General features: G+C 44.9%; 24 protein-coding genes. 11 read left to right on the top strand and 13 right to left on the bottom strand.

Going from position 1 to position 25,486, the window contains the following annotated elements; translation table 11 throughout:
• Positions 1-35: 35 nt before the first annotated feature.
• The 5 genes from minE to ACR64J_RS10325 form a co-directional block, all read right to left on the bottom strand.
• Complete coding sequence (gene minE, locus ACR64J_RS10345; protein WP_317199176.1) at positions 36-323, bottom strand: cell division topological specificity factor MinE; 288 nt, start codon at positions 321-323, stop codon at positions 36-38.
• Positions 323-1,138, bottom strand: coding sequence for a septum site-determining protein MinD (gene minD / locus ACR64J_RS10340; protein ID WP_317199175.1), 816 nt, complete (start codon positions 1,136-1,138; stop codon positions 323-325). Before minD ends, minE begins: the two co-directional genes overlap by 1 nt.
• A 353-nt stretch (positions 1,139-1,491) precedes the next feature.
• Entirely contained in the window at positions 1,492-2,304 is an 813-nt protein-coding gene (gene minC / locus ACR64J_RS10335; protein ID WP_435949618.1) for a septum site-determining protein MinC, read from the bottom strand.
• Positions 2,305-2,517: 213 nt separating this feature from the next.
• Positions 2,518-3,600 (bottom strand): hypothetical protein, encoded by a 1,083-nt coding sequence (locus ACR64J_RS10330; RefSeq protein WP_435949617.1) that lies wholly within the window; start codon positions 3,598-3,600, stop codon positions 2,518-2,520.
• A 68-nt stretch (positions 3,601-3,668) separates the two neighbouring features.
• Complete coding sequence (locus tag ACR64J_RS10325; RefSeq protein WP_435949615.1) at positions 3,669-4,631, bottom strand: acyltransferase; 963 nt, start codon at positions 4,629-4,631, stop codon at positions 3,669-3,671.
• 323 nt (positions 4,632-4,954) lie between these two features.
• Between ACR64J_RS10325 and ACR64J_RS10320 the strand changes: the two genes are divergently transcribed.
• From ACR64J_RS10320 to ACR64J_RS10290, 7 genes are all read left to right on the top strand, one after another.
• The gene (locus tag ACR64J_RS10320) at positions 4,955-5,611 is read left to right on the top strand and encodes an OmpA family protein (protein ID WP_317199171.1); all 657 of its coding nucleotides are present in this window, start codon (positions 4,955-4,957) and stop codon (positions 5,609-5,611) included.
• 284 nt (positions 5,612-5,895) lie between these two features.
• Positions 5,896-7,344 (top strand): imelysin family protein, encoded by a 1,449-nt coding sequence (locus tag ACR64J_RS10315; protein WP_435949613.1) that lies wholly within the window; start codon positions 5,896-5,898, stop codon positions 7,342-7,344.
• Between the two features lie 138 nt (positions 7,345-7,482).
• Positions 7,483-9,042, top strand: a complete 1,560-nt coding sequence (locus tag ACR64J_RS10310) for a di-heme oxidoredictase family protein (protein ID WP_435949612.1) — start codon at positions 7,483-7,485, stop codon at positions 9,040-9,042.
• 45 nt (positions 9,043-9,087) lie between these two features.
• On the top strand, positions 9,088-10,224 hold the full coding sequence (locus tag ACR64J_RS10305; RefSeq protein WP_435949610.1) for an imelysin family protein: 1,137 nt from the start codon (positions 9,088-9,090) through the stop codon (positions 10,222-10,224).
• A gap of 37 nt (positions 10,225-10,261) precedes the next feature.
• Positions 10,262-11,773 carry a DUF1513 domain-containing protein gene (locus ACR64J_RS10300; RefSeq protein WP_435949609.1) on the top strand — a complete coding sequence of 504 codons (1,512 nt, stop codon included), beginning with the start codon at positions 10,262-10,264 and terminating at the stop codon, positions 11,771-11,773.
• 3 nt (positions 11,774-11,776) lie between these two features.
• A complete protein-coding gene (locus ACR64J_RS10295; protein WP_435949607.1) occupies positions 11,777-12,451 on the top strand; it encodes a M48 family metallopeptidase in 675 nt (224 codons plus the stop codon).
• Between the two features lie 131 nt (positions 12,452-12,582).
• Positions 12,583-13,185 carry a methyltransferase domain-containing protein gene (locus ACR64J_RS10290; RefSeq protein ID WP_435949606.1) on the top strand — a complete coding sequence of 201 codons (603 nt, stop codon included), beginning with the start codon at positions 12,583-12,585 and terminating at the stop codon, positions 13,183-13,185.
• On the opposite strand, the gene ACR64J_RS10285 is transcribed toward ACR64J_RS10290, so the two are convergent.
• On the bottom strand, positions 13,166-13,813 hold the full coding sequence (locus tag ACR64J_RS10285; protein WP_435949604.1) for an HD domain-containing protein: 648 nt from the start codon (positions 13,811-13,813) through the stop codon (positions 13,166-13,168). The genes ACR64J_RS10290 and ACR64J_RS10285 overlap by 20 nt on opposite strands.
• 1 nt (position 13,814) lies before the next feature.
• The gene (locus tag ACR64J_RS10280; RefSeq protein WP_435949603.1) at positions 13,815-14,723 is read right to left on the bottom strand and encodes a hydrogen peroxide-inducible genes activator; all 909 of its coding nucleotides are present in this window, start codon (positions 14,721-14,723) and stop codon (positions 13,815-13,817) included.
• A gap of 279 nt (positions 14,724-15,002) precedes the next feature.
• Between ACR64J_RS10280 and ahpC the strand changes: the two genes are divergently transcribed.
• Complete coding sequence (gene ahpC, locus ACR64J_RS10275) at positions 15,003-15,569, top strand: alkyl hydroperoxide reductase subunit C (protein WP_317199162.1); 567 nt, start codon at positions 15,003-15,005, stop codon at positions 15,567-15,569.
• Between the two features lie 379 nt (positions 15,570-15,948).
• On the opposite strand, the gene ACR64J_RS10270 is transcribed toward ahpC, so the two are convergent.
• Complete coding sequence (locus tag ACR64J_RS10270) at positions 15,949-16,191, bottom strand: YdcH family protein (RefSeq protein WP_317199161.1); 243 nt, start codon at positions 16,189-16,191, stop codon at positions 15,949-15,951.
• A gap of 418 nt (positions 16,192-16,609) precedes the next feature.
• On the opposite strand from ACR64J_RS10270, the gene ahpF reads away from it, so the two are divergent.
• Complete coding sequence (ahpF, locus tag ACR64J_RS10265; RefSeq protein WP_317199160.1) at positions 16,610-18,190, top strand: alkyl hydroperoxide reductase subunit F; 1,581 nt, start codon at positions 16,610-16,612, stop codon at positions 18,188-18,190.
• A 224-nt stretch (positions 18,191-18,414) separates the two neighbouring features.
• Positions 18,415-19,863, top strand: a complete 1,449-nt coding sequence (locus ACR64J_RS10260; RefSeq protein ID WP_435949602.1) for an alanine/glycine:cation symporter family protein — start codon at positions 18,415-18,417, stop codon at positions 19,861-19,863.
• Positions 19,864-19,962: 99 nt separating this feature from the next.
• On the opposite strand, the gene ACR64J_RS10255 is transcribed toward ACR64J_RS10260, so the two are convergent.
• The 5 genes from ACR64J_RS10255 to ACR64J_RS10235 form a co-directional block, all read right to left on the bottom strand.
• Positions 19,963-20,823, bottom strand: a complete 861-nt coding sequence (locus tag ACR64J_RS10255; RefSeq protein WP_435949601.1) for a bile acid:sodium symporter family protein — start codon at positions 20,821-20,823, stop codon at positions 19,963-19,965.
• A 282-nt stretch (positions 20,824-21,105) separates the two neighbouring features.
• Entirely contained in the window at positions 21,106-21,438 is a 333-nt protein-coding gene (locus tag ACR64J_RS10250) for a TIGR01244 family sulfur transferase (protein WP_435949600.1), read from the bottom strand.
• Between the two features lie 86 nt (positions 21,439-21,524).
• Positions 21,525-21,851, bottom strand: a complete 327-nt coding sequence (locus ACR64J_RS10245; protein ID WP_435949599.1) for a beta-lactamase hydrolase domain-containing protein — start codon at positions 21,849-21,851, stop codon at positions 21,525-21,527.
• Between the two features lie 170 nt (positions 21,852-22,021).
• Positions 22,022-23,761, bottom strand: a complete 1,740-nt coding sequence (locus tag ACR64J_RS10240; protein WP_435949597.1) for a SulP family inorganic anion transporter — start codon at positions 23,759-23,761, stop codon at positions 22,022-22,024.
• Positions 23,762-23,811: 50 nt separating this feature from the next.
• Complete coding sequence (locus ACR64J_RS10235) at positions 23,812-24,123, bottom strand: ArsR/SmtB family transcription factor (protein WP_435949595.1); 312 nt, start codon at positions 24,121-24,123, stop codon at positions 23,812-23,814.
• 385 nt (positions 24,124-24,508) lie between these two features.
• Here ACR64J_RS10235 and ACR64J_RS10230 point away from each other — a divergent pair, with 385 nt between their 5' ends.
• Entirely contained in the window at positions 24,509-25,384 is an 876-nt protein-coding gene (locus ACR64J_RS10230; protein ID WP_435949593.1) for an MBL fold metallo-hydrolase, read from the top strand.
• Positions 25,385-25,486 lie beyond the last annotated feature (102 nt).

The following is a 25,486-nucleotide window of genomic DNA, read 5'->3' as shown; positions in this document are numbered from 1 at the left end:
GTGATACTTAGGGCCTATTTATAGCTATCAAATCGTTATTTTTTGTGTTCAGGCAAACTGATATTCATCTCCAGTACATCAAGACTGTCTTCTGAGCGATGATTAATATTAACATCGTCAATCTGCACGCCATTGACGTACTTGTTGACTACCTCGAGTATTTCGCGTTTCATCTTTTCGATGCGATCAGCCGTCAAGCGGTTGTTTAGCCGATTTTCGCTGGCGACGATCACTTTTAGACGTTCAGTCGCCATATTCGCGCTGCCAGCATTGCTATCGTCAGTACCAAATAGGCTACTCCAAAATCCTTTTTTCTTACTCATTATTGACCTCCAAACCAGCGCTGTAATAGACTTTTCTTTTTCACATCAAGATGACGTATAGGACGCTCTTCACCCAAGAACCGAGCTACGATATCGTCATAACATTGACCCGCGACAGAGTCGGTATAATGGATAACAGGCTCACCGTGGTTGGACGCTTCTAGTACGGAGTGACTCTCAGGAATGACGCCGAGCAGTGGCACCTTTAAGATGTCGTTAGATATGGTATCAATGTCCATCATCTCATTAGCCGCTGCGCGCTCAGCATTGTAGCGCGTGATAATCAGATGCTCACGGATAGATCCATGACCCTCTTCAACCTTTTTGGTACGGCTTTGTAGGATACCGATAATGCGATCTGAGTCACGTACTGAGGAGATTTCAGGATTGGTCACGATGATAGCTTCATCAGCATGATACATCGCTAGCTGCGCGCCGCGTTCGATACCAGCAGGAGAGTCGCAAATAATATAATCAAATTGCTTTGAGAGCTCATCCATCACCTCGCTGACACCTTCATCTGTCAAAGCGTCTTTGTCACGCGTTTGACTGGCAGGCAAGATATATAAGTTCTCAAGTTTTTTGTCTTTGACGAGCGCTTGTGACAGGCGAGCATTACCACTAATCACATCAACAAAGTCATATACGATGCGGTTTTCACAGCCCATGATGAGATCTAGGTTACGCAGACCCACATCAAAGTCGATGACAACGGTCTTGTAACCGCGTAATGCCAAACCGGCAGCAAAAGAGGCACTGGTGGTGGTTTTGCCAACACCGCCTTTACCTGAAGTGATTACAACAATTTTTGCCACGATGGCACACTCCTATCTATCAATAAAATATTTATGAAATAAAATAACGCATTTGTGCTACATGTGCTATTTGCGAGGGCAAGCCTACCACACCTACCTATAAATTTATAGTTGACCTACAACAATCGACCTTTGATATTAGATAAGTATAAGACTCACATTAAACAGTTCTTAATCTATATAGATAGTGGCTGAGTTGTAGATATATAGTAGCGCAGTTTTGTTAAATAAACTTACTATATTATTAAGTGGTTTTTGCTAGCCTACTAGGTTCATGCTCAATACTCAAGTTTTAGAATATAGTCTAATATAAAAATTTAATATCGGCAGCTTATAAGTCAACGTTATGCTTTTTAGACCGTATCCATTAGCGTAAATACTAACCCCTGGTTTTCAACGAAGCGCACTTGTACCGGCTTGTCTATAAGATGCTCAGGTATGTTGTCACGTAAACAGTAAGTCCCTGCGACTGACACTAGGGAGGGGTTAAAGACCTGACAAAATATACGCGCGTCTTGATCACCCGTAGCACCAGCGACTAAGCGACCTTGGGCACGCGCGTAGACATGTAAGTTATTATCAGTAATCGCTTCAGCGCCGCTATTGACACTATTGGTTAAGATAAGATCGCCGCCGACGTGATTGAGACTCTGACCTGAGCGCAGTACTTGATCATAGATAAGACTGGCAATGTGCGCGTCACTTACCAAGGTTTGGGGCGCATCGGTAGATAACGTAGTTTGACTACTTTTATCCGTCCCCTCATTCACAGCTTCTTTAGGCTCTACAGCTGTTTCGCTGACTTGAGATGCCGCCTTTTTACTCGGTATAATGCGCTCGATACGCTTGCCATCTGCTGGAAATATAGCCATCTTTTGCGCGCGTGCTTGAGTCTCAAGAACGCCTTTTACTACCCCGATTGGCTGCAATCCCCAAGACCAGAGCATATCTACGAGCGCGGGCAAATCTTGTTCGATGTCACTATCGATAATCACAGGCGTATTGGTGTTTTTATTATCAATCGTCGCAGATAGCTGAGCATCAATAGCGCTTAGATCATTGGTATTGAGCTGAACGCGTGAAAAGGTGAGCATTTTGCCAAAAAAGGCCATGGCAGGGCTGTCGCTATCGGTGGCTAAAGGATTGCCGATGTCCGAGATTGTCATAATACTTATCCTCAAAATACTGCCATTACCATGCAGCTACTTAGAATCACTCTACAAATACTGCAGTATAACTATTTAGATAAAAGAGTGTGCCACTTTAGATAAAAGGACAGGCCACTTATCATCTAAGGTGTCCAAATCTGCTCATAAGTTTACCGTTTATCTTTTGATATTCATAGGGCGTGTTTACTATTTGGCACGCCTTTGACCCCATTACAGGTTTAACATATCTTTGTGCTTCCATTGCTGAACTTTTACTTGTGCCTCAAGCGCCGATAGACTGTCATTGATTATACTTGCGACCAAAACATCTAGCGCAGTATCATTGGCATCGATATGAGTGACGCTATGGGCGATAGTTGCCATCATATCATCGATACGCTGATCATCTAGCAGGCGCGCATTAAGTGCGTAGACGACATTTTCACCGATACTCTGTCCGATATGTTGTAGCTGCGATTCAATCAGGCTACCGGCGATAGGTATCAGCCTAAGATAACGCCTGAGCTCTGGCGTATTGGCAAGCCCACTTTGAATGGCATCACCGACTTCATGAGCGATCAGCTCACCGCCCTCAGAGCCGCGTTTTAGCTTTTGTAACTGTGGCACCAGCTCGCGGCGCAGTAGCGATAAGATGACCGCTTCAATCTCTACGCGGTTACGGCTGATAGTCGAATCTATCATAGATTTTTGCGTTTTTGGATCAGTGAGCTGTTGACGATAATTGTCAATTGCGGTCAAGATGACTCGATCTGATAACTCCTCGAGTACTAAATCAATATAGAACTTGATACGTCTAAGCCAAGGCTGCGGTAGTACTTGATAGCCAAGCTGATGCAGGCGCCGACCGATCACGACTGCTCGGAACAAGCGCAGCGCACGCAGCTGCGGAAAACAGCCCAATACTTCATACCAATGTACAAAGGGGAAAAAAAACCAGCGGTAATAAACACGATCTTTGATCGCAATAGTCCAGCGCACGGTTAATTCAAAAATTAAAAACAGCGTAAAAAATCCACCTGCTGTACGCAGCGGATCATGTAGTACGTTTTGATACCAAGAAAGCGCCTCGCTAAGCATCAGCCAATTAGCAACATTGGCGCTAAAGTTACTCATCAATATCGCATCAATACTGATTAAGAACAAATCAATACCAATAGCAATAAGCATTAAAATGTCATAAGTCAGCTTTAAACGACTAGGCGCAGGACGTGTTGGCGGCTCAGGAGGAAGGGATCCGTCCTGCTTGGGGAGCGGTTTTGAGCGTTTGGGTAAATGAGTACTAGAGGCGGGCACAGTTATACCTTATATCAAGTAAAAAGCGCTTAGGATAGTCCAAAAGGCTTAAGCAATTATCTTAAAAACTATAGAGTGCTTTTGTCAGGCGTATTTTCAAATTCAGCTAACATCTCGCTGATAAGCTGATCCTTTTGTTGCCATATCTGCTCAACCCAATCAAACATTTGCACTTTGATAGCCTCATCCGTCTCATAACGACCGTCTTTGATTGCAGTGGCTAGGTCATCTGGTATATGAATATGGCGCACATCAACGCCTAAACGTTTGATATTTCCTTTCCACAAATCACTATAGGTCGGTATGCCGTCAGGATAGACGATAGTCATATCCAAAATACTGTCGATCTCATCACCCAGAGCACTAATAGCTAGTGCTAAGCCGCCAGCTCTTGGCTTTAGCAGATGAGTGTAAGGAGAGTTTTGGCTTTTATGTTTAGCAGAGGTAAAGCGCGTTCCCTCCAAATAATTGAGCAAAGTGAAGGGTTTGTCTTTTAGTAGAGCGCAGGCGCGTTTGGCCTCAATAATATCTTTACCTTTTAGTGCTGGGTTTTTTGCGATCTGCTCCTTTGAGTGACGGCGCATCATCGGAAAGTCTAAAAAGTAAAAAGCTTGACCGATTACAGGGATATATATCAGCTCAAACTTAGTAAAAAATCGGGTGAGCGGTAAGCGTTTTTCACTGATGTACTGAACGATGCTCGTATCGACCCAAGATTGATGATTGCTGACGAGCAGATATTTGCCTTGAGTATTGACGTCATCAGGCAAGTTAATACGCCAGTCTTTACGCGGCAGAATATTATCAATTAGCGCATTGTTACTATTGATCCAGTAGTTGGTGACTTTGATGACGGTATCATCTGCAATAGCTGAGCCTGTAATAGTTTTGGCAGCGCCCATGATCCACACTGGAGGACCTGCTGCTATACTGTTAGCCGTAATGACACCCGTCGCTGTGGCGAGAGAAACAACCTTACCAAGTTTAGGCGTACGCTTATGCACCTTTTGTATCAGTGATGACAGTTGCATGATTATGTCCTTGTAATCGCTATTTTAATTGTTGTTGCAATCGCTATTATAGGCGCTATAACAAAATATTTTAGCAGATAAATAAAAGCTTATGACCCAAAATAGTTGTGAATGACTCTAAGCTTAAGCTCAAAATTAAGATGATTATGACGTATAGTTCTGCATTTTGCATACATAGAGGTGACAAAATATTACACATAGATAGGTTGCGATTGCCATAATAATATCAAGTGTGAATAGCACCCAATAAGACAAAGGCAATTATTCTTGCCAAGAAAACAAATTTATTGAAAACTCCATTTGATTGAATAGAGGAAATTATTATGCGTAACCAATTAATGATCGTCGCCGTAGCATCTGGCCTAGCCCTTAGTGGTTGTACTACTGATCCTAACACAGGACAACAGCGTTTAAACAAAGCCGCTTTGGGTGGTTTGGTTGGTGCAGCTGGTGGTGCCACAATCTCAAAAGCAACTGGTGGCGACAAAACAGGTCGTGATGCCGCTATTGGTGCCGCTTTGGGTGCAGGCGTGGGCTACTACATGGAGCGTCAAGCGCGCCAGTTAGAGCAGCAAATGGCAGGTACAGGCGTAACGGTTGAGCAAAACCCAACGACAGGTAATATTGATTTGGTTATGCCAGGTAACATCACTTTTGCTTTTGATGATGCCAGCTTAGCCCCTTCGTTTAGACCTACTCTTGACAAACTAGCGTCAACGATGAGTCAGTATAACCAGACTACTGTGACTATTGCAGGTCATACTGATAGCCGTGGTGATGCGTCTTACAACACGCGTCTATCAAGAGATCGTGCTTACTCAGTAGCGAACTACTTGACTGCTCGCGGCGTAGCATCTAACCGTGTAAACGTTGTCGCTTATGGCGAGTCACGTCCTATCGCTGACAACAACACTGACTATGGTCGTCAGCAAAACCGCCGTGTTGAGCTAACCATCAACTCACCACAAAGCATTAACTAAGATTTAATATCTATAGTTTAAGCTAAAAAGAGCCAGCGTCATGCTGGCTTTTTTGTGTTTATAATTCAAGGTTTAGCAATATTTATAGATAAAAATCGTTAAAGATTAAGCGCTAAGATTGTTGTCCTTTTATTGCCAAATAAAATAACATTAATTTTTATTTGATAATAGTTCTCAATAACATTATAATTTGCAAAATTAAGTATTATCGCAGTAGCTAGAGATTTACTCCTCCAATTCTCATTAGCTAGATTAAACTTTTACACCATTGATTAAGGCTATTTATGACCATCACTACGCTAAAACGTCGTCGCTTTTTGCCAGCGAGTTTGGCAGTTGCGCTATCTTCTATGCTGATGATATCTGCTTGCACCAAACAGACCGAAGAGAATGCTGTGGCGACTGAGCAAAATGAGACTGCTGCAACTACAGATACCGCAAACACAGCAAGTGATGGTGCTCAGCATGCAAGTTTAGATAGATTGCTAATTAGTTATAGCAATATGGCGCATGCTGCCTACAAGGATTCGCTTGAGAGCGCAAAAGTGCTCCAAGCTGCCGTTGACATTTACGTTGATGCGCCAAATGAAGCCAATCTTGCTGCAGCTAAAGCGGCGTACAAGGCGGCGCGCAAGCCTTATTCGCAAACAGAGGTGTTTCGATTCGATGAGGGTTTTGTCAGCAATGACGATAAGCGCAAGATCGGTAGTATCGATAGCTGGGAGGGTCAAGTCAATGCCTGGCCGCTTGATGAGGCACTTATAGATTATGTTAGTGATAGCTACGAAGGCGAGTACAATAGTAGCGATAACATTATCAATAGTAAGCGCATTACCGTCGGTAGTGTCAAGCAAGACACTAGCGAGATTACCCCTGAGCTTTTAGTCGATATGGCTGAGATTGGCGGGAGTGAAGCCAATGTCACTACAGGCTATCACGCCATAGAGTTCCTACTATGGGGTCAAGATACCAACGGCGTAGGCGAAGGTGCAGGCAAGCGTCCTGTTAGTGACTATGTTACGGCAGAGGGTCAATGCACCAGCGGTGATATAGTAAACGACGATGTCAGCATATGTGAGCGCCGCGGCGAGTATCTAAAAGCAGCGACCCAGTTATTGGTTGATGATCTAGCCTCAATGGAAGCCCAGTGGCAGCCCAAAAGCGAAAACACACTACGTAGTGATATGCTAGCCCGCCGAGATGATAATGCCCTGCGCCAAATCATGTATCAAATGGGTAGCCTAGCCCTAGGCGAGCTGGCCTCGCAGCGCATGCAAGTGGCTTTTGTCACAGGCTCTACCGAAGATGAGCACGACTGTTTTAGTGACTTAACTCACATTAGCTATGCTAATAACGCGCGTGGTATTCAAAACTTATTTAACGGTAATTATCAGACTATCAATGATAAAACTATCGGCGGTTACGGTCTTAAACAATACCTCGTTGACACTGGGCATAAAGACGCCGCAGATCAACTAGACTCTGACTTTACTCGAGTAAAAGCGGCCTTTGACGTCATTAATGACAAAGCTGAAAACGAAGGGATAAAGGTCGATCAGATGATTGCTACTGCTGGACAAGTCAGCAAACAGGGAATCACTGCTGAGGAGCAAAACAAGCGCCGCAGTTGGGTTGAGAATGGTATTACAAGTTTGCAAGCGCTAACGGATAGCTTAGAGAATGCTGCAAAATCAGTCGGTATTGACAATCTAGCGGCGGACGATGGAATGTAAGTCAAAGCTTACTAGCAGTGGCTACTAAGTCGTTAAAAGTGAATGAGAATTGTTTTCACAAACGAGCGATTGGAGTACAATAACACGTTATCAGCGTTGACTGATAACGTGTTTTTTTTGTGTTAAGTTAAGGATTTTATGAGTACTGATAAGATTTGCAGTATTAATAAGCGAGTAATCACTATTACGGCAGCTTTGGGTATAAGCGCCTGCCAGCCTACTATAAGCGATAGCGAGGCCTTGTCTTCTGAGCGCGTACAGACTATAGAGTCACTAGCAGGTGTTCCTATGCAGCAGCTGGCCGCTTTTGATCCACAAGAGATCAAGCAAGGCGGCGACACCGGTATCACTATTAGCAGCCGTGAGAGTTACTCAAAACCCTCATCGAATCTAACTGCCTCACGTAAGGGTGACTTTTTTATTGGTAATGCTTTTTTTATGCAGCCTTGGGTTGCCGCTCCTGCTAGTACCGATAGCCGCGACGGTCTAGGTGCTTTATTTAACGTAGCCGCTTGTCAGTCTTGTCATATAAAAGACGGGCGCGGGCATGCTCCGATGACAAGTGATGACGATGCCGATAGTCTATTGATTCGTTTGGCTATGCCGGCACAAACTGCTGAGCAAAAACAGCAACTACAAGACTCCCTTATCGAAAAGGTCGTACATCCAAATTATGGTGGCCAGTTGCAAGACCGCGGCGTCCAAGGCGTACCTGCTGAGGCGCGTATCCGTGTTACGTGGACAGATAAACCGGTTACTTTTGCTGATGGTCACGTGGAGACGCTGCGCGCGCCTACCTTTAACTTAACTCATCCCGGCTACGGCGCTTTTGATGAGGCATTGATGGTGTCGCCGCGAGTCGCGCTACCGATGATAGGGCTAGGACTGCTTGAGCAGATACCAGGCACCGACATCAAAAACCAAGCCAATAGTAGCAAAGACGGTATCTCTGGTAAGTTCAATCTGGCTATGGATCCACAAACAGGCAAAGTCGCGCTAGGACGTTTTGGCTGGAAGGCGGGTCAAACCAGATTGGTGACTCAAAACCAAAGCGCCTTTAATGAAGATATGGGCTTGACCTCAAATATCCGTCCTCATGAGTCTTGCATGCCGACTCAAGCCGCTTGCTTAAATGCTGCAACGGGAAGCGATACGCAAGGCGATGGCAAGCCTGCGGTAGAGGTCAGTGACGAGATTACTAAGTTTGTGGAGTTTTATACGCGTAATCTAGCGGTTCCACATCGCCGTGATGCAGATAGCGAGCTGGTGCTCGCAGGCAAACAGCGTTTTTATGAGATAGGCTGTCAAAGCTGCCATACCCCAAGATATGTGTTGCCAAAAACCGACGATGACCGTCTTGAGCAGCACGGGCAAGTCATCTATCCTTATACTGATTTACTATTGCATGACATGGGTGATGACTTGGCGGATCGTACTATTGCAGGCAAGCTTCCAGCAAAAGACATACAAGTTGAGTTTTTAGCCAATTCTTACGAATGGCGCACCCCAGCGCTTTGGGGTATCGGTCTTGCGCAAACTGTCGATTCGCAAGCAACGTTTTTGCATGATGGACGCGCGCGCACGCTAATGGAAGCGGTACTGTGGCATGGCGGCGAGGCTGAGGCGCAAAAGCAAAACGTACTTAAACTAGATAAGCAAGGTCGCGCTGAGCTTAATGCGTTTTTAAAATCATTATAAAAATAATCGAAATCTGCTATAGAATTATAAATTACCGAGAACTTTATGAAAATAAATCATGGTTTAGTGCTAGCGTTATCCGCTCTAAGTGCAGGGCTACTCATCAGTTGCGTCAAACCTGCTGACGATACTGCTAGCGAGGTAGATAGCCAAAAGGTCACTCAAGAGCCGACCCAATCGGCTGCGGCGCAAAGTAATGGTGAGCGGGTCGCTACTGTAGATATTAGCGCTGAGACAGCCAGTACTTATCTGACTCATGTCGCTGATGATATAGTGATTCCAGCTTATGCAGATGCTGCCAAGCAAAGCGAGCAATTGTATAAGCTTGCTCAGCAAAACTGCCAGCAAGCGCCAGTTAGCGGCGCTAAGCTACAAGAATTACGAGATCAGTGGTTACAACTTGCACAGGCTTGGGCGGCAGCTGAGATGATTAACTTTGGCCCTGCGACTGATAGCATGAGTAACTTATATATAAACTACTATCCTGATGAGCGCGGACTGGTGCATAGCGGCGTGGCGGATCTTATCTCCGCCAACCCAAACCTAACTGCTGAGCAACTGGCTAACGAAAGTGCTATTGTTCAAGGCGTACCCGGACTTGAGGAGGCGCTATATGTCAACGACAGCTTAGATGCTACGCAGTGCGCGTATGTCATTAGTGCCAGTAGTGCTTTGAGCACGCGCCTCGAAGCTATCGAAAGCAACTGGCGCAAGAACGCGGTCACCCTGATGGCTATCGACAAAACCCCAACTAGTGATCAGGGACTCAACCAGTGGTTTAACTCGCTACTAGCGCTTGTTGAGATCACAAAAACCAATGCGATCGATCAGCCATTAGGAATCACAGGGTCTACAAAAGGTCATCTACCAGCAGCAACAGCAGAGCAAAGCCGCGCTATCATAACCGCAAAGGTAGATGCGCTAAACCAAACGCTGACCGATCCTGCTTTGATCGCTATACTTGGGCGCAATAATGAGAGCCTAGTCAGTGATAATCTCTCCACCGCGCTTAGTGATACCACGACACTACTTGCGCAAATGCCAGAAGATATCGCCGACGCAGACAAGTCTGAGCAGCAAGCCTTGTTTGATCAATTAACGACAGTTACGCGGCTTATAAAACGTCAGCTTATTCCCACTTTAGGTATACGTGTGGGCTTTAATAGTAATGATGGCGACTAAGACATGACTATCCATAGCGTTAAGCGGGGAGCTGATTATGAATAATAAAACTAAAATAAGCTCTGCTAATACGAATAAAAATCTATCTACCACTCCCTCAAACCAGCAATTGAGTTACGAGCTTATCAAGACATCCGCGCTAACAGCGCTTGGCACCTCTATTTTTGTAGCTATGCATCATCAGTATCGTAAGCAACGTCAGCCTGAGGCAAGATTACAAGATTATATAAGGGGTGCTCAGGCGCGGCTAAACGCATTCTCTGTTTTATCCTCACCAGCAAAAACCTCAACACCAGCCAAACCGCTCATACGTTTGCGATGTGCTTTTGATGCAGCAAAACGAGCATACTCAAACCCTGATGAGACAAATGCTAATAAAGATAAAGCGGATCAGGAGTTAGCGGCATTATATACGACAACTAGGCTTGCGCGTCCAGTGTGCTGGGTGAGTGGGGTAGCCGCTATACCAAAGAACATGTCAGCACATGATGATAGCGAAGACAATAGTGGTAACGATTTTGGCGTCGTCGGTATCGATGCTGATCGGCAGCTTGTCTGGCAAACGTTGATGCCTGAACGTGTACACGATATCGTCGTCCAGCCTATCTCTAACAGTAGAGCAGCAACTGATAAGCAAAGCCGCGATGTCGTCGTTATGGGACGGCGGCCAAGTAAGAGATTTTGGGTATTAGACGCCGCTACTGGGCAAGTTAAGCGCGCCATCAAGGCATCGGTTGATCGTCACTTTTATGGTCATGCTTGCTATAGTTTAGATGGTAATCGGCTCTACGTGACCCAAAACGATACGATAACTTTGAGCGGTAAGATCGGCGTTTATAATGCTCGCAACTATCAAAAAATAGCAGAATTTGACTCCTACGGTATCGGCCCGCACGAGCTGATTATGCATCCAGACGGCGAGACATTGATCATCGCTAATGGCGGTATCAAAACCGAGCAGGCATCGCGCGAGGAGCTAAATCTCGATACTATGCGCCCCTCTTTGGTATATCTAAACTTACGTGACGGCCAACTACTGGAGCAAATCACCCCTGAGCACAATCAGATGAGCGTGCGTCATCTTGCCATTCACGATAACGGTACGGTCGCTATCGGGATTCAGTTTCAAGGTGAGCGTCATATCAATGTACCACTGGTACTGACTCATAAACGCGGCGATACTCAGTTTACTCCTTTGGTTATGCCTGATAATCAGTGGCAGAGGTTTCATCAATATATCGCTAGCGTCGCTGTCGATAGCGAGCACGATCAGGTTTGCGTCGCCACGCCAATGGGTGGCTGCGCGGCTATCTTTGATTTAAAAACGCATAGCCTCGTTGATACTGTGCGCCTGCCAGATTGCGCGGGTGTAGCAATAAACTTTGAAAAATCAGGCTTTATCGTCAGTGATGGGCATGGTCATCTTAGCGCTTTGCACGTCACTGATAGCAAAGCAAAAGCAAACAATCAGTCTAGCAAAGCGTGTATCGTGGTAGATGGTCAGCAGCATTTGATGTCCTTTGACAATCACTTGCAAGCGTTGTCATAGTTGATGAAAAAAAATCACTCATCGCCTAAACACCGCACGCCTTTATTAGAGAATGCGCTCAACCAGTTGGCAGCAGCAGGTATTGCCTTAGATATCACACAAAAGCGTGTTAAAAATATTAACTTTCGTCTAAAGCCGTATCAGCTTAAGGTGTCTATACCGCTGTTTGTGGGCTATGAGCAAGCCGCGCAGGCAATTGATAAGCGCGTGCCTTGGGCGATTGATAATCATGCACAAATCCTAGCGCAGCATCAACGTAAACAAGCGTTTTCAGCTAACGATATGGATAATAGTCCTGTGCTATTGTGGGGCGAGCCGCAAGCGCTTGTTTTAACTGATGATGAAAAAATCGCTCTCTATCGCCAACAGCTTACAGAAGTCACGCCTGCACTGCTCGATAAGTGGCAACCTATCGTCGGTGCCAATGCTAAAGAGGTGAGATTCAAAAAAATGCACACGCGCTGGGGCAGCTGTAACACCCGCGTGCGAAGAGTATGGCTGTCTGTTTACTTGCCCGCCTACGCTATCGAATGCACCGAATATGTCATCGTCCATGAGCTGTGTCATTTACATCATGCCAATCATAGCGAGGCATTTTGGCAAACGGTAAGAGAGGCGATGCCTGAGTACAAAAGATGGCATGATATGCTGGCGGGTAAGTCAGGACGACTAGATTGATTAGTAATCGTTTAAATAAAAAACGGGCTAAAATTAAAATACAGGTGTAAATAATATAAAAACCTATTATAAGCCTGATATGATAGGTCGTAGCAGATTATTGTTTTTAAAAATGGACAACAGGATACGTTATGGACAAGGTCAACCAAGCTAAGTTTTGGCAGCAGCGCTACGAGACAGGCAGTATACAGTGGGATATGGGACAAATATCGCCACCACTCAAAGCCTATATCGATCAGTTGCCAGAGTCTGCCAAAGATCAGCGTATCTTGGTGCCAGGGGCGGGCAATGCTTATGAAGTGGGTTATATGCATGAGCAAGGATTTACTAACGTCGTTCTGGTCGACTTTGCGCCAGCACCTATTGAGGACTTTGCCAAGCGCTATCCTGACTTTCCAGCGCAGCATTTAATACGTGCGGACTTTTTTGAATTATCGCCAGAGGAGTATCAGTTTGACTGGATACTTGAGCAGACGTTTTTTTGTGCGATTACGCGCGCGCGCCGCGATGAATACGTGCAGCAAATGGCAGCTCTACTTAAACCAAAAGGCAAACTAGTAGGTTTGTTATTTGACAAAGAGTTTGGCGGTGACGATATTCCATACGGCGGTAGCAAAGCGGAGTATCAGCAGCGTTTCGCGCCTTATTTTAATATTAACGTTATGGAAACCAGCATCAACTCACATCCTGCACGTCAAGGCAATGAGTTGTTTCTTAATCTGCAAGTAAAGTAATCTCGCGGCTGATATTCTCGCGCGCCTGAGACTCTAGCTGATGATAGTGCTCGGTGAGATAGAGCTTAGGATGCGTCAGTAAACCCTCTAATACTTTGGTTCGTCCTATGCGGTATTGCTCCTGCGTGACATGCGCGTATTCTTTGCGGACGGCCTGCGTATAGTGCTCGTACTCTACCCACGGTGCACCCAAAATACTCAAATCCATATCCAGCATGTAAGCGGCATCAAGGCGGTTCTCTGTGCCTGCAATCTTATGATCAGCGGTCATCATGATCAGCGCATAAATACGCGCGCACTGCGCAATATCAAGATAAGGGCTTAATTTTTCTTGCGCAAATTTTGCGCTTTTACTCTCATTACCAGCGCGCTTAGGATCGTATATTATGTCGTGATAATATATAGCCAGCGCTACGATATCTGGCTGGGTCAGTTGGCTCTGAATCTTATCAAACTGGCTAAACAGCTGCGTTAAGTGCTCTAAGGTATGATAAGCGCGAGCAGGCTCGCTATAATGCGTGGCGATATCGTGCCAGAGTATCAAGGCAGTATCTGGCGTCGTGCACCCGCTCATAGCTAGGTGCGCGGCGAAACGCTTGCTTAGGTTTGTATTTTTGTGCGTGTTCATACTATTGCTGCTTGGCGTCGTCTTTAAAGGCCTGCCCAAACACTTGACCGAGCAGGTTGACATCATCTACGCGCGCATAATTTAAGCGCGTGACAAAGGCGATTTTGCGATGGGGACCTTGTTCCGCTAGTGGCACGGCGACGGCGTTTTGATTTTGCAAATGCAATTGATCTAGCGCCATCTCAGGGACTAAGGTCGTGCCCATATTAGCAAGCGCCATTTGAATCAAAGTGTTTAAGCTGGCATCAGAAAAGCTCGATTTCATTTCTGCGCGATCAAAATGACAGACCGACAGCGTCTGATCCGTTAAGCAATGCCCCTCGCCTAGTAGCATGAGGTTGGCAGTCGCCAGCTCATCTGAGTTAATAGTATCGAGCTTGGCATGTACGTCATCCTTTGGAAATACTGCAAAAAAGTCCTCCGCCCAAAACTCAAAACTATGTAAACCCTCTACAGCGTAAGGTAGCGCGATAATAGCGGTATCGATATGACCGTAGCGCACTTGTTCAAGCAAGCGCTCTGTTTGCTGCTCGATAATGGTCATACGAAACTCTGGGTACTGCGCGCGCAGCGCTGGCAATACCTTTGGCAACAGATAGGGCGCAATCGTCGGAATGATACCGACAGTCATAGGGTAGGCAAGGGGTGTTTGATGACTTTGCGCGCGCGTGGTCAAATCATTGACCTCAGAGAATATGCGCTGCGCTCGGGTCAAGATATCTTGTCCGATAGGCGTGATCAGCACTTGCTTATTATTGCGCTCAAATATTTGCGTATCAAGCTGTTTTTCAAGCTCCGCAATTCCCAAACTTAGCGCTGATTGGGAAATATTGCAGTCCTCAGCCGCGCGTTTGAAATGACGATGTTTAGCAACGGCTAAGGCAAATTCGAGTTGGCGTAAGGTAATCATAAAAAGCTCTCTTTATAAGTATTTGGTAAGCAGTATTGAGATCAAATAGTAATCAAAGGTACAGCGGTCATATCAGGTAAAGGGCTCTAGTTGATAAGACGAAAGGATAGGATAAGGTAGTGTATCAATATTAATAAAACAAAACATCAAGTTAAAAACTTTTAACTGGAGTAATCATAGAATTCGCGTATAGTTTGTCAGGTAGCCAAGACAACTCATGGCTTATATCAAACAACTTAATAATTATATCTTAACTTACTAACTATAAAGGAGCCAATCATGGCGTCTATTATCAATCAAGAAATCCCAGAATTCTCAGCAGATGCATATGTTAACGGTGAGTTCAAAACTATCACCTCAGACGATGTAAAAGGTAAGTGGGCAATCTTTTTATTCTACCCAGCTGACTTTACTTTTGTATGCCCAACGGAGCTTGAAGACATGGCCGCTCATTATGACGAGCTACAAGGCCTAGGTGTCGAAGTCTATTCAGTATCAACAGACACGCATTTCACTCACAAAGCATGGCACGATTCATCAGATGCTATCGGTAAAGTAAACTACCCAATGATTGGTGATCCTACAGGCCGTATCACTCGCGGCTTCAATGTGATGATCGAAGAAGCAGGCCTAGCTGAGCGCGGTACGTTCTTGGTAGATCCAGATGGCTTAATCCAAGTCGCTGAGATCCATGCAGGCGGTATCGGCCGTAGCGCAAAAGATATGCTACGTAAAGTAAAAGCGGCACAATATGTCCGTGAAAATGACGGCGAAGTATGCCCAGCAGCTTGGGAACAAGGCGGCGATACTCTAAAGCCAAGTCTTGATCTTGTCGGTAAAATCTAAGCGCTTGATTACAGGTGTTTAGTTAGGGCGTGTTAAACATTCGATCATGGCACTGACAGAGACTATTTTTTAGTCGATTCAAAGATAAAAATAGTAAGTTTAGTTATTCTAAGCGTCTATTTTTATCAAAGGAGCGGCAAAAAAGAGTCCTGTCCTTTCAGGCTGATGCTAAAATTGCCCCATACTGTGTTGCAAGTCAAGCTAAGGTCTAGACATTATCTTTAACTTGCGCCGTGTCTGGAACCATTTTAGCGATCAGCAGTGCCCATTTATGAATATTCAACACGCCCTAGTTTTTAAGCATTAAGCTAAACTATAAAAAGACCTTACCAGCATACGTTGGTAAGGTCTTTTTATGTTTTATAATTATTTTTTATGATTAAGACTGTATTTTATTTTTATCGATTATTTTATAAATTTCATCTTTTAGCTGTAGCTTTCGTCGTTTCATCTGCTCAATTTCATCATCACGACTAGCGTGCGTGACTCTGTCTTTTTCGAGCTGATTGATTTGCTGATCTAGCTGGGTGTGCTCATCAAAGATGACTGCGAAGTGGTCATCCTTTTTCTTAAGTTCAGCGATTATCTCTCTATTGTCTTGCCAAGTATCCGTCTTTCTCATGTGATCATCCTTTTTATAGAGCGCAAGCCTTCGCGCATTACAAGTTAAAGTGTCATGTAGAGTGCTTTGATAATATGGAATTCATATCTATTGTGTAGGCGATATGAAGACAAATAGATGTAGCTTTTCTATCGGTCTTACTCGATTGTATCGAATAAATTCTGTGGATACCATGACAATAAAACTTATGTGGTTTTGTTTTTAATAACGTATGATAATTAACGATTGGTTTTTTAAAACTTAAGATTTGAGTTTACCCGCTTGTCTGTACCCCTCAAACCTATGATAATAGGGACATCAAAAGGCAACAGCCTAATACTCATTGAGTATTTATCTTCTTATTCATACCAAATCATAAAAATTTAGACGAGTAACCTGATAGTTGCCGTTACCTAATTAATAATATTAAGGAACAAACATGATAGACCAAAGTTTATTAGACGCCGTAAAGAGTTATAGCGAAAACATGACTCGCCCGATTACTTTTGTATTAGGTAGCGGCGAGCATAGCAAACGCGCTGAGCTTATCGATTTTTTGACCAAGATCGCAGGCACTACGGATAAGATTAATTTTGACCCAGCCGCGACTGATGATAGTTTGCCAAGTCCGATTAGCTTTGCCGTTTATAGTCATATCGACGACACTTTGACCGATACGGGTATTGTGTTTAGTGGTATTCCAGGAGGGCATGAGTTTACCTCCTTAATCTTGGCTATTTTGCAGGCGGGCGGTCATACGCTTAAATTAGACGAGGGTATTCAAAAACTAGTCAAGCGCTTTAATCAGCCGTTAGAGTTTCAGACTTATGTATCATTGTCTTGCCACAGCTGCCCTGAGGTTGTGCAAGCGCTCAATCAATTCTCACTGCTTAACGAAGGTATCAGCAATGAGATGATTGATGGCGCATTGTTCCAAGAGCAAGTAGAAGCAAACAAAATCCAAGGCGTGCCTGCGGTATTCTTAAACGGTAAGCCGTTCGCTAATGGTTTGATTGATACCGCTAAACTCATTACTAAGTTGCAAGAGCAATTTCCTGATCTTATGGGTGAGGGTAGCGATGACGATAGCGATCAACTAGAGCAGCAAGATGTCACTATCATTGGCGCAGGTCCCGCTGGCGTTGCCGCGGCGATTTATACCGCGCGTAAAGGTCTAAAGGTGACGATGGTCGCCGATCGCATCGGTGGTCAGGTTAAGGACACACAAGATATCGAGAACTTGATTTCTGTGCCTTTGACTAACGGTACGAACTTGTCAGCGGATTTTGTCAAGCATATCCAAGAGTACAATATCACCCTCAAGCAGCACGTAACGGTCAAAGAGATTGATGAGACCGTTGAGGAGAATTACAGCATTCATCTCAACACCGGCGAGCAGTTTGAGACGCGTAGCATCATCCTAGCGACAGGTGCACAGTGGCGTAAGCTTGGTGTTCCGGGTGAAGAAGAGAATACAGGTAAAGGCGTGGCATACTGCGCACATTGTGATGGTCCGTTCTTTAAAGGCAAAGATATCTCTGTCGTTGGCGGTGGTAATTCAGGGGTTGAGGCCGCACTTGATTTGGCAGGTATCGTCAAAAGCGTCACCGTGCTTGAGTTCGCTGACGAGCTAAAAGCCGATCAGGTCTTGATTAATAAAGCCAAAGAGAAGTCGAATATTGAGTTCATCACGGGAGCGGCGACCAAAGAGATCAAAGCGACCGATGGCAAAGTCAGCTCTATTGTCTTTGAAGATCGCAAAACGGGCGAGACCCATGAGCGTGATCTAGAAGGGGTGTTCGTGCAAATTGGTCTGGTACCCAATACTGGATTTATCAAAGGCTTTGTTGATTTAAACCGCTTTGGTGAGATTGAGATTGATGAGCGCTGCCGCACTGATCGCAAAGGTATTTTTGCTTGTGGTGATGTAACAACCGTTCCCTTTAAGCAGATCAATATTGCTATGGGCGAGGGTAGTAAGGCGGCTTTAAGTGCGTTTGAATACCTTGTAATGCAATAAACCATTTGGCTAAAAAGTTAGCTTAATAAGCCACCTCTTTTGAGGTGGTTTTTTTGTGTCATTACTCAGATAAAATTCAGTCTAGTGTTTACAAGGGAGTTGTTTAAGCGACATAATGAGGAATGTTACCTCTAAAAAAGTAGTATGGCCTAAAATAAATGCCTTGGTTAGTCATACTACTAATAAAATATGTCGATGCGTCGTATCGTTCAAGGAAGACAGTCATGGAATATATTGAAGCGTTTTTCTCCTTAATTGGAGACTTGACATGGGGTTGGGCACTCGTCCCAATGCTCATTATTTTCGGATTGCTATTTACCATAGTAGGTAGGTTCGCTCAGTTTAGATATTTTAAACGTATGTTTAGGGTGTTTAGGACGGACGAGGTCGGCGACGACGGGATTTCTGCTCGTCAAGCCTTGCTCGTGTCTATCGGCGGGCGAGTCGGCGGCGGTAATATTGCAGGTGTTGCGGTTGCCATATCACTAGGTGGTCCGGGTGCAGTGTTTTGGATGTGGGTCGTCGCCTTAATTGGAATGATGACTAGTATTGTTGAGTGTAGCTTAGCTCAGCTATATAAGCGCAAAGATGTTGATGGTAATTTTCGCGGTGGTCCTGCGACTTATATCTTGCATGGTTTAGGCAAGGATTATCGCTGGCTGGCTGTTATATATGCTATTTCTTTGCTACTGTCTTTCTCGATTGGCTTTGTGGCATTCCAAGGTAATACGGTGGCAGGTTCTGCTCTTGAGAGCTTTGGGATTGATCGCTGGATATCAGGCGTAGTACTGGTTATTGCGGGTGGGTTTATCGTTTTTGGCGGTATTCAGCGTATTGCAAAAGTCGCTGACGTGGTTATTCCTGTAATGGCGCTCATCTATATCGGCATGGCACTTATTATTATCGTGCTAAACTTTACAGAGCTGCCAGCGCTAATGGTTATGATCGTCAAAAATGCCTTTGGTATTGAGTCTGTCGTGGGCGGCGGTATCGGTGTGGCGATTGAGCAAGGTATGAAGCGGGGCCTGTTCTCGAATGAGGCAGGTTTGGGTTCTGCGCCAAATATCGCTGCTACGGCCTATGCCACCCATCCTGTGAGTCAAGGCATCTCGCAGTCGTTATCAGTGTTTATCGATACGATTGTGGTTTGTAGTGCTACGGCATTTATGATTTTGCTCAGCGGGGTATATCAGCCTGGGGCTGAGGTCGATGGTATTGTACTGGCGCAGCAAGCGCTAAGTAATCAGCTAGGCGATTGGTCACAGTATATCTTGACTATAGCGCTATTGTTATTTGCCTTAAGCTCTATTATGTATAACTATTATATGGGCGAAAATTCTATTAACTTCTTGGTCAAAAAGAACGTCAAAATGGCGACTTTGATTCTAAGAGTGGTCGTCATCGGCGTATTGTTTTTAGGAGCGGTCGCGCCTGCGGCAACGACTGTATTCTTCTTCGCTGATCCATTGATGGGTGTGCTAGCGCTTGCCAACTTACTCGCTCTAATTATGCTATTTCCACGCGCTAAGCGCTTGCTTGATGACTTTGCAAGACAGCTCAAAGCAGGTGTCAAAGAGCCGTTATTCGACGCGCAGCAGTATGAGAAGTTGGATATCGATTTGAGTGCTTGGGGTAAAGAGGCGGTAGAAGAGGCTTTAGAGCAGAAGAAGTAGTTTGAATATACTCTATGTCTTATAAATAAAAAACCACTTCAACCTAATAGCATGGTTGAGGTGGTTTTTTTGTGTCTGCTGTTTTTGTGATTGCTAATATCAATTCTTATTCCGAATCAGAGCAATAACTGGAATCGCCACTACATACATCAGTACGCCATATACCGCAGCAGGCAGGGCAATAGCGGGTAACCCTGCCGCTGTACCCATAATGATCGGGGCTAAGGTGATCGCCGTCGTACTGTTTTGAATACTGGTCTCTATCGATATCGTCTTGGTATCAAACCAGTTGAGCTTGAGCATTCTCGCTATAATCATACTCAAAGCAAATAAGATAACGATGATAACAATCAACTCAAGACCGATAACTGCTGCTTGAGGTTTGAGTAATTCCCAATTAGAGGCCACAGCAGCAAGAACGATTAAGACAAAGAAAACACTAGCAATAGCATTCAAAACACTGCTTTTACGCTGCATAAAACCCGTGAATTTGCGGCGAGCAAGCATGCCAAGAGTTACAGGCAAGGTCGTCAACAAGAACATCACTAGACCGATCTTGACTGCGCTAATAGAGCTCGCTTGATCCTGCATAAAATGATCAAAGGCTAAAGTAATAAGAATAGGCAAGGTCACAACTGACAATAAGCTTACGACGCCAGTCAAGGCAATCGATAGCGCGACATTACCTTTGGCATAAAAGGTCAGCATGTTACTAGTAACACCGCCCGGACAAAAACTAATAAGCATAATGCCAAAAGCAATCGTTGGTGGCGGCGTCATGACCAATACCACGGCTAGCGCCACTAGCGGCACCAAAACAACTTGATTAGCCAGACCAATGAAAAAGGCTTTGGGGTGAGCCGCAATCACTTTAAAGTCGCTAAGCCTCAGCCCTGTACCTAAAGTGAACATAATATAGGCGAGCGCTAACGGTAGTAAGCTGAGTGCGATATTACTCATAAAACATCCTTGTAAACATACTAGTATCTATAGAATTTGGTGGCTGCGTCATCATTAAATCTAATGATTATAAGTGACGATAGCATAAGCTCAAATGATTTTCCTACTAAAAGGTGGGTCACATTAACCTAGGGTCATCATCAAACTATCGTAGAGTTAGACTTTAATACTAGAGCGCTCACACCTTTGGTGAACAAATAAAAAACGCCCATCCAAATCTTAGACGGGCGTTTTATTTCAACTAGTAGCAACTATCTATCAGTTACTATATCTAAGCTACTATCAGTCGTCTAACAAATCCATTTTCTTCGCCGCTTCATAGATACCTGTCGAGCGATTGCCTGTGCGGCAAAATATCAGCATGGGCTGCTCAGCTTGATTAAAGAAATCTGCAAACTCCTCGACGTGATTTTGATTAAGCTCACTACCTGCAAACGACACCTCTTTATATGCAAGTCCCGCTTCCTTAGCAGCCGCTTCAATCTCAGCGCTGGTCGGTTGACCTGGCTCTTCGCCATCGGGGCGATTATTGATAATAGTTTTAAAGCCGTTTTCGGCGATCATTGGTACTTGATCAGGGGTGATTTGTCCTGTGATACTAACTTGATGACTCATGATTTTTCCTTATTCTATTCTAGTGAGATGTCGTTTTGATTAGAGGGTGTATTTACTGATTTGTAGTGCCTTTAAATTTATAAAGACTAAAGCAAGCCTTGCATCAATGCGCTTTGATACAAGAGTTTGGCGCGAGCGCCCGTCCCGCAAAACATCAGTATGGGTTTGGGCATGTCATGATAAAAGGCAGCAAACTGCTCAACCGTAATCGTGCTCAGACGCTCATCATCAAAAGGCAGATAATGATAAGTTAGGTTGGCCTGCTTGGTAGCATCAGCGAAATCAACACTGCTCGGCTGAGTGTCACTTTCAGCATCAGGGCGTACATTGAGCACGGAGCGGTAGCCCAGTTCTGCAATCTTGATACATTGGCTTGGATAAATTTGCTTATAAATAGTGATATCGTCGGTCATAAAATGTCAGTTATAAATTATGGTATGAATGAGGTCTAAAGTTGTCGTCAAGGATAGGCGCTACGCAAAAATGAGTGCGCTGTCTCAAATGTTTTACTATATCGTAACCAACTTTGGCAATGAGCCATCATAACGGTATTCGGTAGTAGACAGCAATAGCCAGTAGCCGTTTAGGACGGATATAAGGGCGCAGTATTAGTCATCTCATCTTTTAAAGTGGTAACCGCCTCTAATGTGCTCATAAATACCTGTCCTGATAACTCAGTAATAACTGGCGTAGCAGCGATGACATCCATCACAGGACCTTTGACGAAGCTAAAATGTAAGCGCTTATTTTGCGCTGCAAGCTCTTGGGTCAGCGTCATCAGCATCTCTTGAGCGGTCAGGTCAATATGATTGACCGCCGCCATAATAAGGATAATCTCAGATGCCTGTGGGTACTGACGTACGGACTGCAAAATACGCCGATGCACCGATTCGGTATTACCAAAAAATAAGCTCTCATCGATACGTAGCATCAGTAAACGCTCAAAAGTCACTACATCATGACGATTGATGTTGCGAAAATGTCCAGTGCCGCCCAACTGTCCGACGACAGCAACGTGCGGCTGGCTTGATTGCCAAATAAGACTAGCAAAAGAGACCATAAGGCCAATGATAAGTCCAGTATTGAGGCCAAATATGAGCACCCCAATGAAGGCGGCGATATAACTGACCGCATCCAAACGATCACGCCGGCGTGCAGATTTTAGAGTGGCAAAGTCAATTAATCCGATAATGGAGGCCATGATCGTCGCACCCAAAATCGCATAGGGCAGCGGAGCTAGAGCATTGCCAAAAGCAATCAATGCGGCGATCATAACGACAACGGTGACAAGGCTAGCAAGGGGCGTTTTGGCCCCTGAATCGACGTTGATAGCAGTACGAGAAAACCCGCCTGCGACCGTAAAGCTTTGAAACAAGCCGCCTGTGAGGTTAGCCAGTCCCAAGCCCGTCAGCTCACGATTGGCATCAAATAACTCGCCGCGCCGGCGTGCGTAAGTGCTCGCCACCGAACTGCTGGAGACAAAGACAATAAGTGCCATAAGTCCTGCAGCGGGCAGCAGTTCAAGCGCCTCTTGAAAGCTTGGCACATGCGGTATGATAAAGGTCGGCAGCCCCTGCGGAATACTACCTATGGTCGCCACATCGCGCGCCGACCAGTCGAGCAGCATACTAAATAAAATGGCAACAAGCAGTAAAATCAATGGGAATAAGCGCTCAGCCCACTTTGCATAATTGTCTGATAACCAAGATCGCCATAACCACAAGCTGGCGTAGCGATTACTGACCAAAAGGATAAAAGCGACAACGCCAATAATGAGCGTTAAAGGATGTAGCAGATATCGATAAAGCTGCATACTCGATAAGTAACCGATCAAGCTGTTACCTGTAATCGGTATTGCTGTGAGGTACTTGAGCTGACTAAAAAATATCAGTACCGCCGCGCCGCTGATAAATCCTGCGGAGACGCCGCGACTGATAAACTGCATAATCCAGCCAAGTCTAAGCCGTCCCGCTATCCATAGCAAAGCGCCGACCATAAAGGCGAGCAGGCTTGCCATCAAGATATAGTGCTCAGCGCCGCGGTCGGCATAACTATGCAAGCTACTAGCCGTCATAATAGCAGTGATAGCGACAGGTCCCACAGCTTGTACGTTGCTCGATCCCAGCCACGCATAGACAATGACGGGCACAATAGCAGCGTATAGACCATATACTGGTGGCAGGCCTGCAAGCACGGCATAACCTAAGCTTTGCGGAATGACCAGCACGCCCACCACCAAACCTGCGATAACGTCCGTCGGCAACGCTGCCAGCTGGTATTGACGTAGCCAAGTAGGAATGAGACGAGCGGCGATAGAAGGCATATCAATACGTCACCACAATCAAAGGCGTTACTTATAAAGGTGCTGCTTAGCTAGTCGACTTGCGCACAAAAACGCTGGTACAAGAGCTGCAACACGGCTAAAGCATCATCGCTTGCGATACTGTAATAGATTTGCTTGCCCTCACGGCGAGTAGCGACTAGCTCGTCTTTACGCAAAATACCTAACTGCTGCGATAGGCTTGGCTGACCAACACCGACCAGCTGTTCTAGATCGCCGACACAGTATTCGCCTTGGGTAAGCTGACATAATAATAACAAGCGATCAGGATGCGACAGCGATTTGAGTAATTTGCTCGCCTGCAGTGATGCCGCCTGCATTTGCAAAGCTAAATCGGCTGGCACGCTCTTTGTATTATTTAGAGCCGTTTGATCTAAATCTGCGCTGTTTGCGGGGGTAGAAGTGGTCAGAATAATCTCCTTAGAGAAAAGCGTTGCGAGATGAGTCGCTGATATTATCGTGGCTATAAGCTGCTATTTTAACACTCAAAGATAAAAAGTGCAGAGTCAATACATTCTCTATAGTTGACGCATACTTATTTGAGATACAACGTAAGCTAATGGGCCAAAAAAAATTATGCTTAAATTATCAACGATTTAACACAAGATATCAAGTTATTATTATTTACATTATATAAATTGATAAATTGTAAGGTAAATGCTATATTATTGCTATTGATTAACTTAAAAAATATACGAACAAAACGTCTAAATAATAAGTGAGATACCTATGCAAGTACATTCTTTTTTGCACCAAGATACCGAGACTTATAGCCATGTATTAGCAGACGCTAATCAAAAGCGGTGCGCCATTATAGATCCAGTATTGGATTTTGATCCCAAATCTGGCTTTACCAATACCACGAGTGTCGATGAGGTCATTGAGTTTGTGCGCAGTAAGGACTGGGAGCTGGTTTATATTATTGAAACCCACGCCCATGCTGATCATCTGTCAGCGGCTATTCATGTCAAAGAAGCGTTAGGCGGGCAACTGGTTATCGGCAAATACATCACTGACGTACAAAAGATATTTAAGCAAGTGTACAACTTTGACACCAGCTTTCGTACCGATGCCAGTCAGTTCGATATCTTGACCGATGAAGATACGATTTTGGCTGTAGGCGACATTAGTATTAGCGTCATGCACGTGCCAGGTCATACGCCAGCGGATATGGCCTACGTGGCAACCGACAGCGAAAAAACAGCGGTATTCACAGGCGATACGATATTTGCCCCTGATGTAGGTACGGCGCGCTGTGATTTTCCAGGCGGCGATGCCAAAATGTTGTATCAGTCTATTCAAAAACTATTGGCGCTTCCTGAGGATACCGTCATGTACTTATGTCATGACTACCCAAGCCAAGGCCGCCAGCACTGTCCATCGACTACTGTTGGCGCACAAAGGCAAGGCAATATTCATGTTAAAGACGGTATAAATGAAGCTGAGTTCGTCGAGATGCGCGAGCGCCGCGATACGACGCTATCTATGCCGCGCCTAATCATTCCCTCAGTACAAGTCAACATCGATGCCGGTCACTTGCCTGATCCTGAAGATAATGGCGTACGCTATCTAAAAGTACCTATCAATGCTAAGGCGTTTGGGTAGCCTATTCTTTAAACTAAAATCAATGACTAACCATCTAACTAATAGCTGGCAAGTTCATTTATAAAGCTTTAAATACTCGCTATGTCTCAACTATTACACTCA

Origin of the sequence: Psychrobacter sp. DM8, assembly GCF_051307025.1 — a bacterium.
In the GTDB taxonomy this organism is placed as follows: Bacteria; Pseudomonadota; Gammaproteobacteria; order Pseudomonadales; family Moraxellaceae; genus Psychrobacter.
Note: the sequence above shows the minus strand (reverse complement) of the source record. Positions and strands in the feature narration are given on the sequence as shown.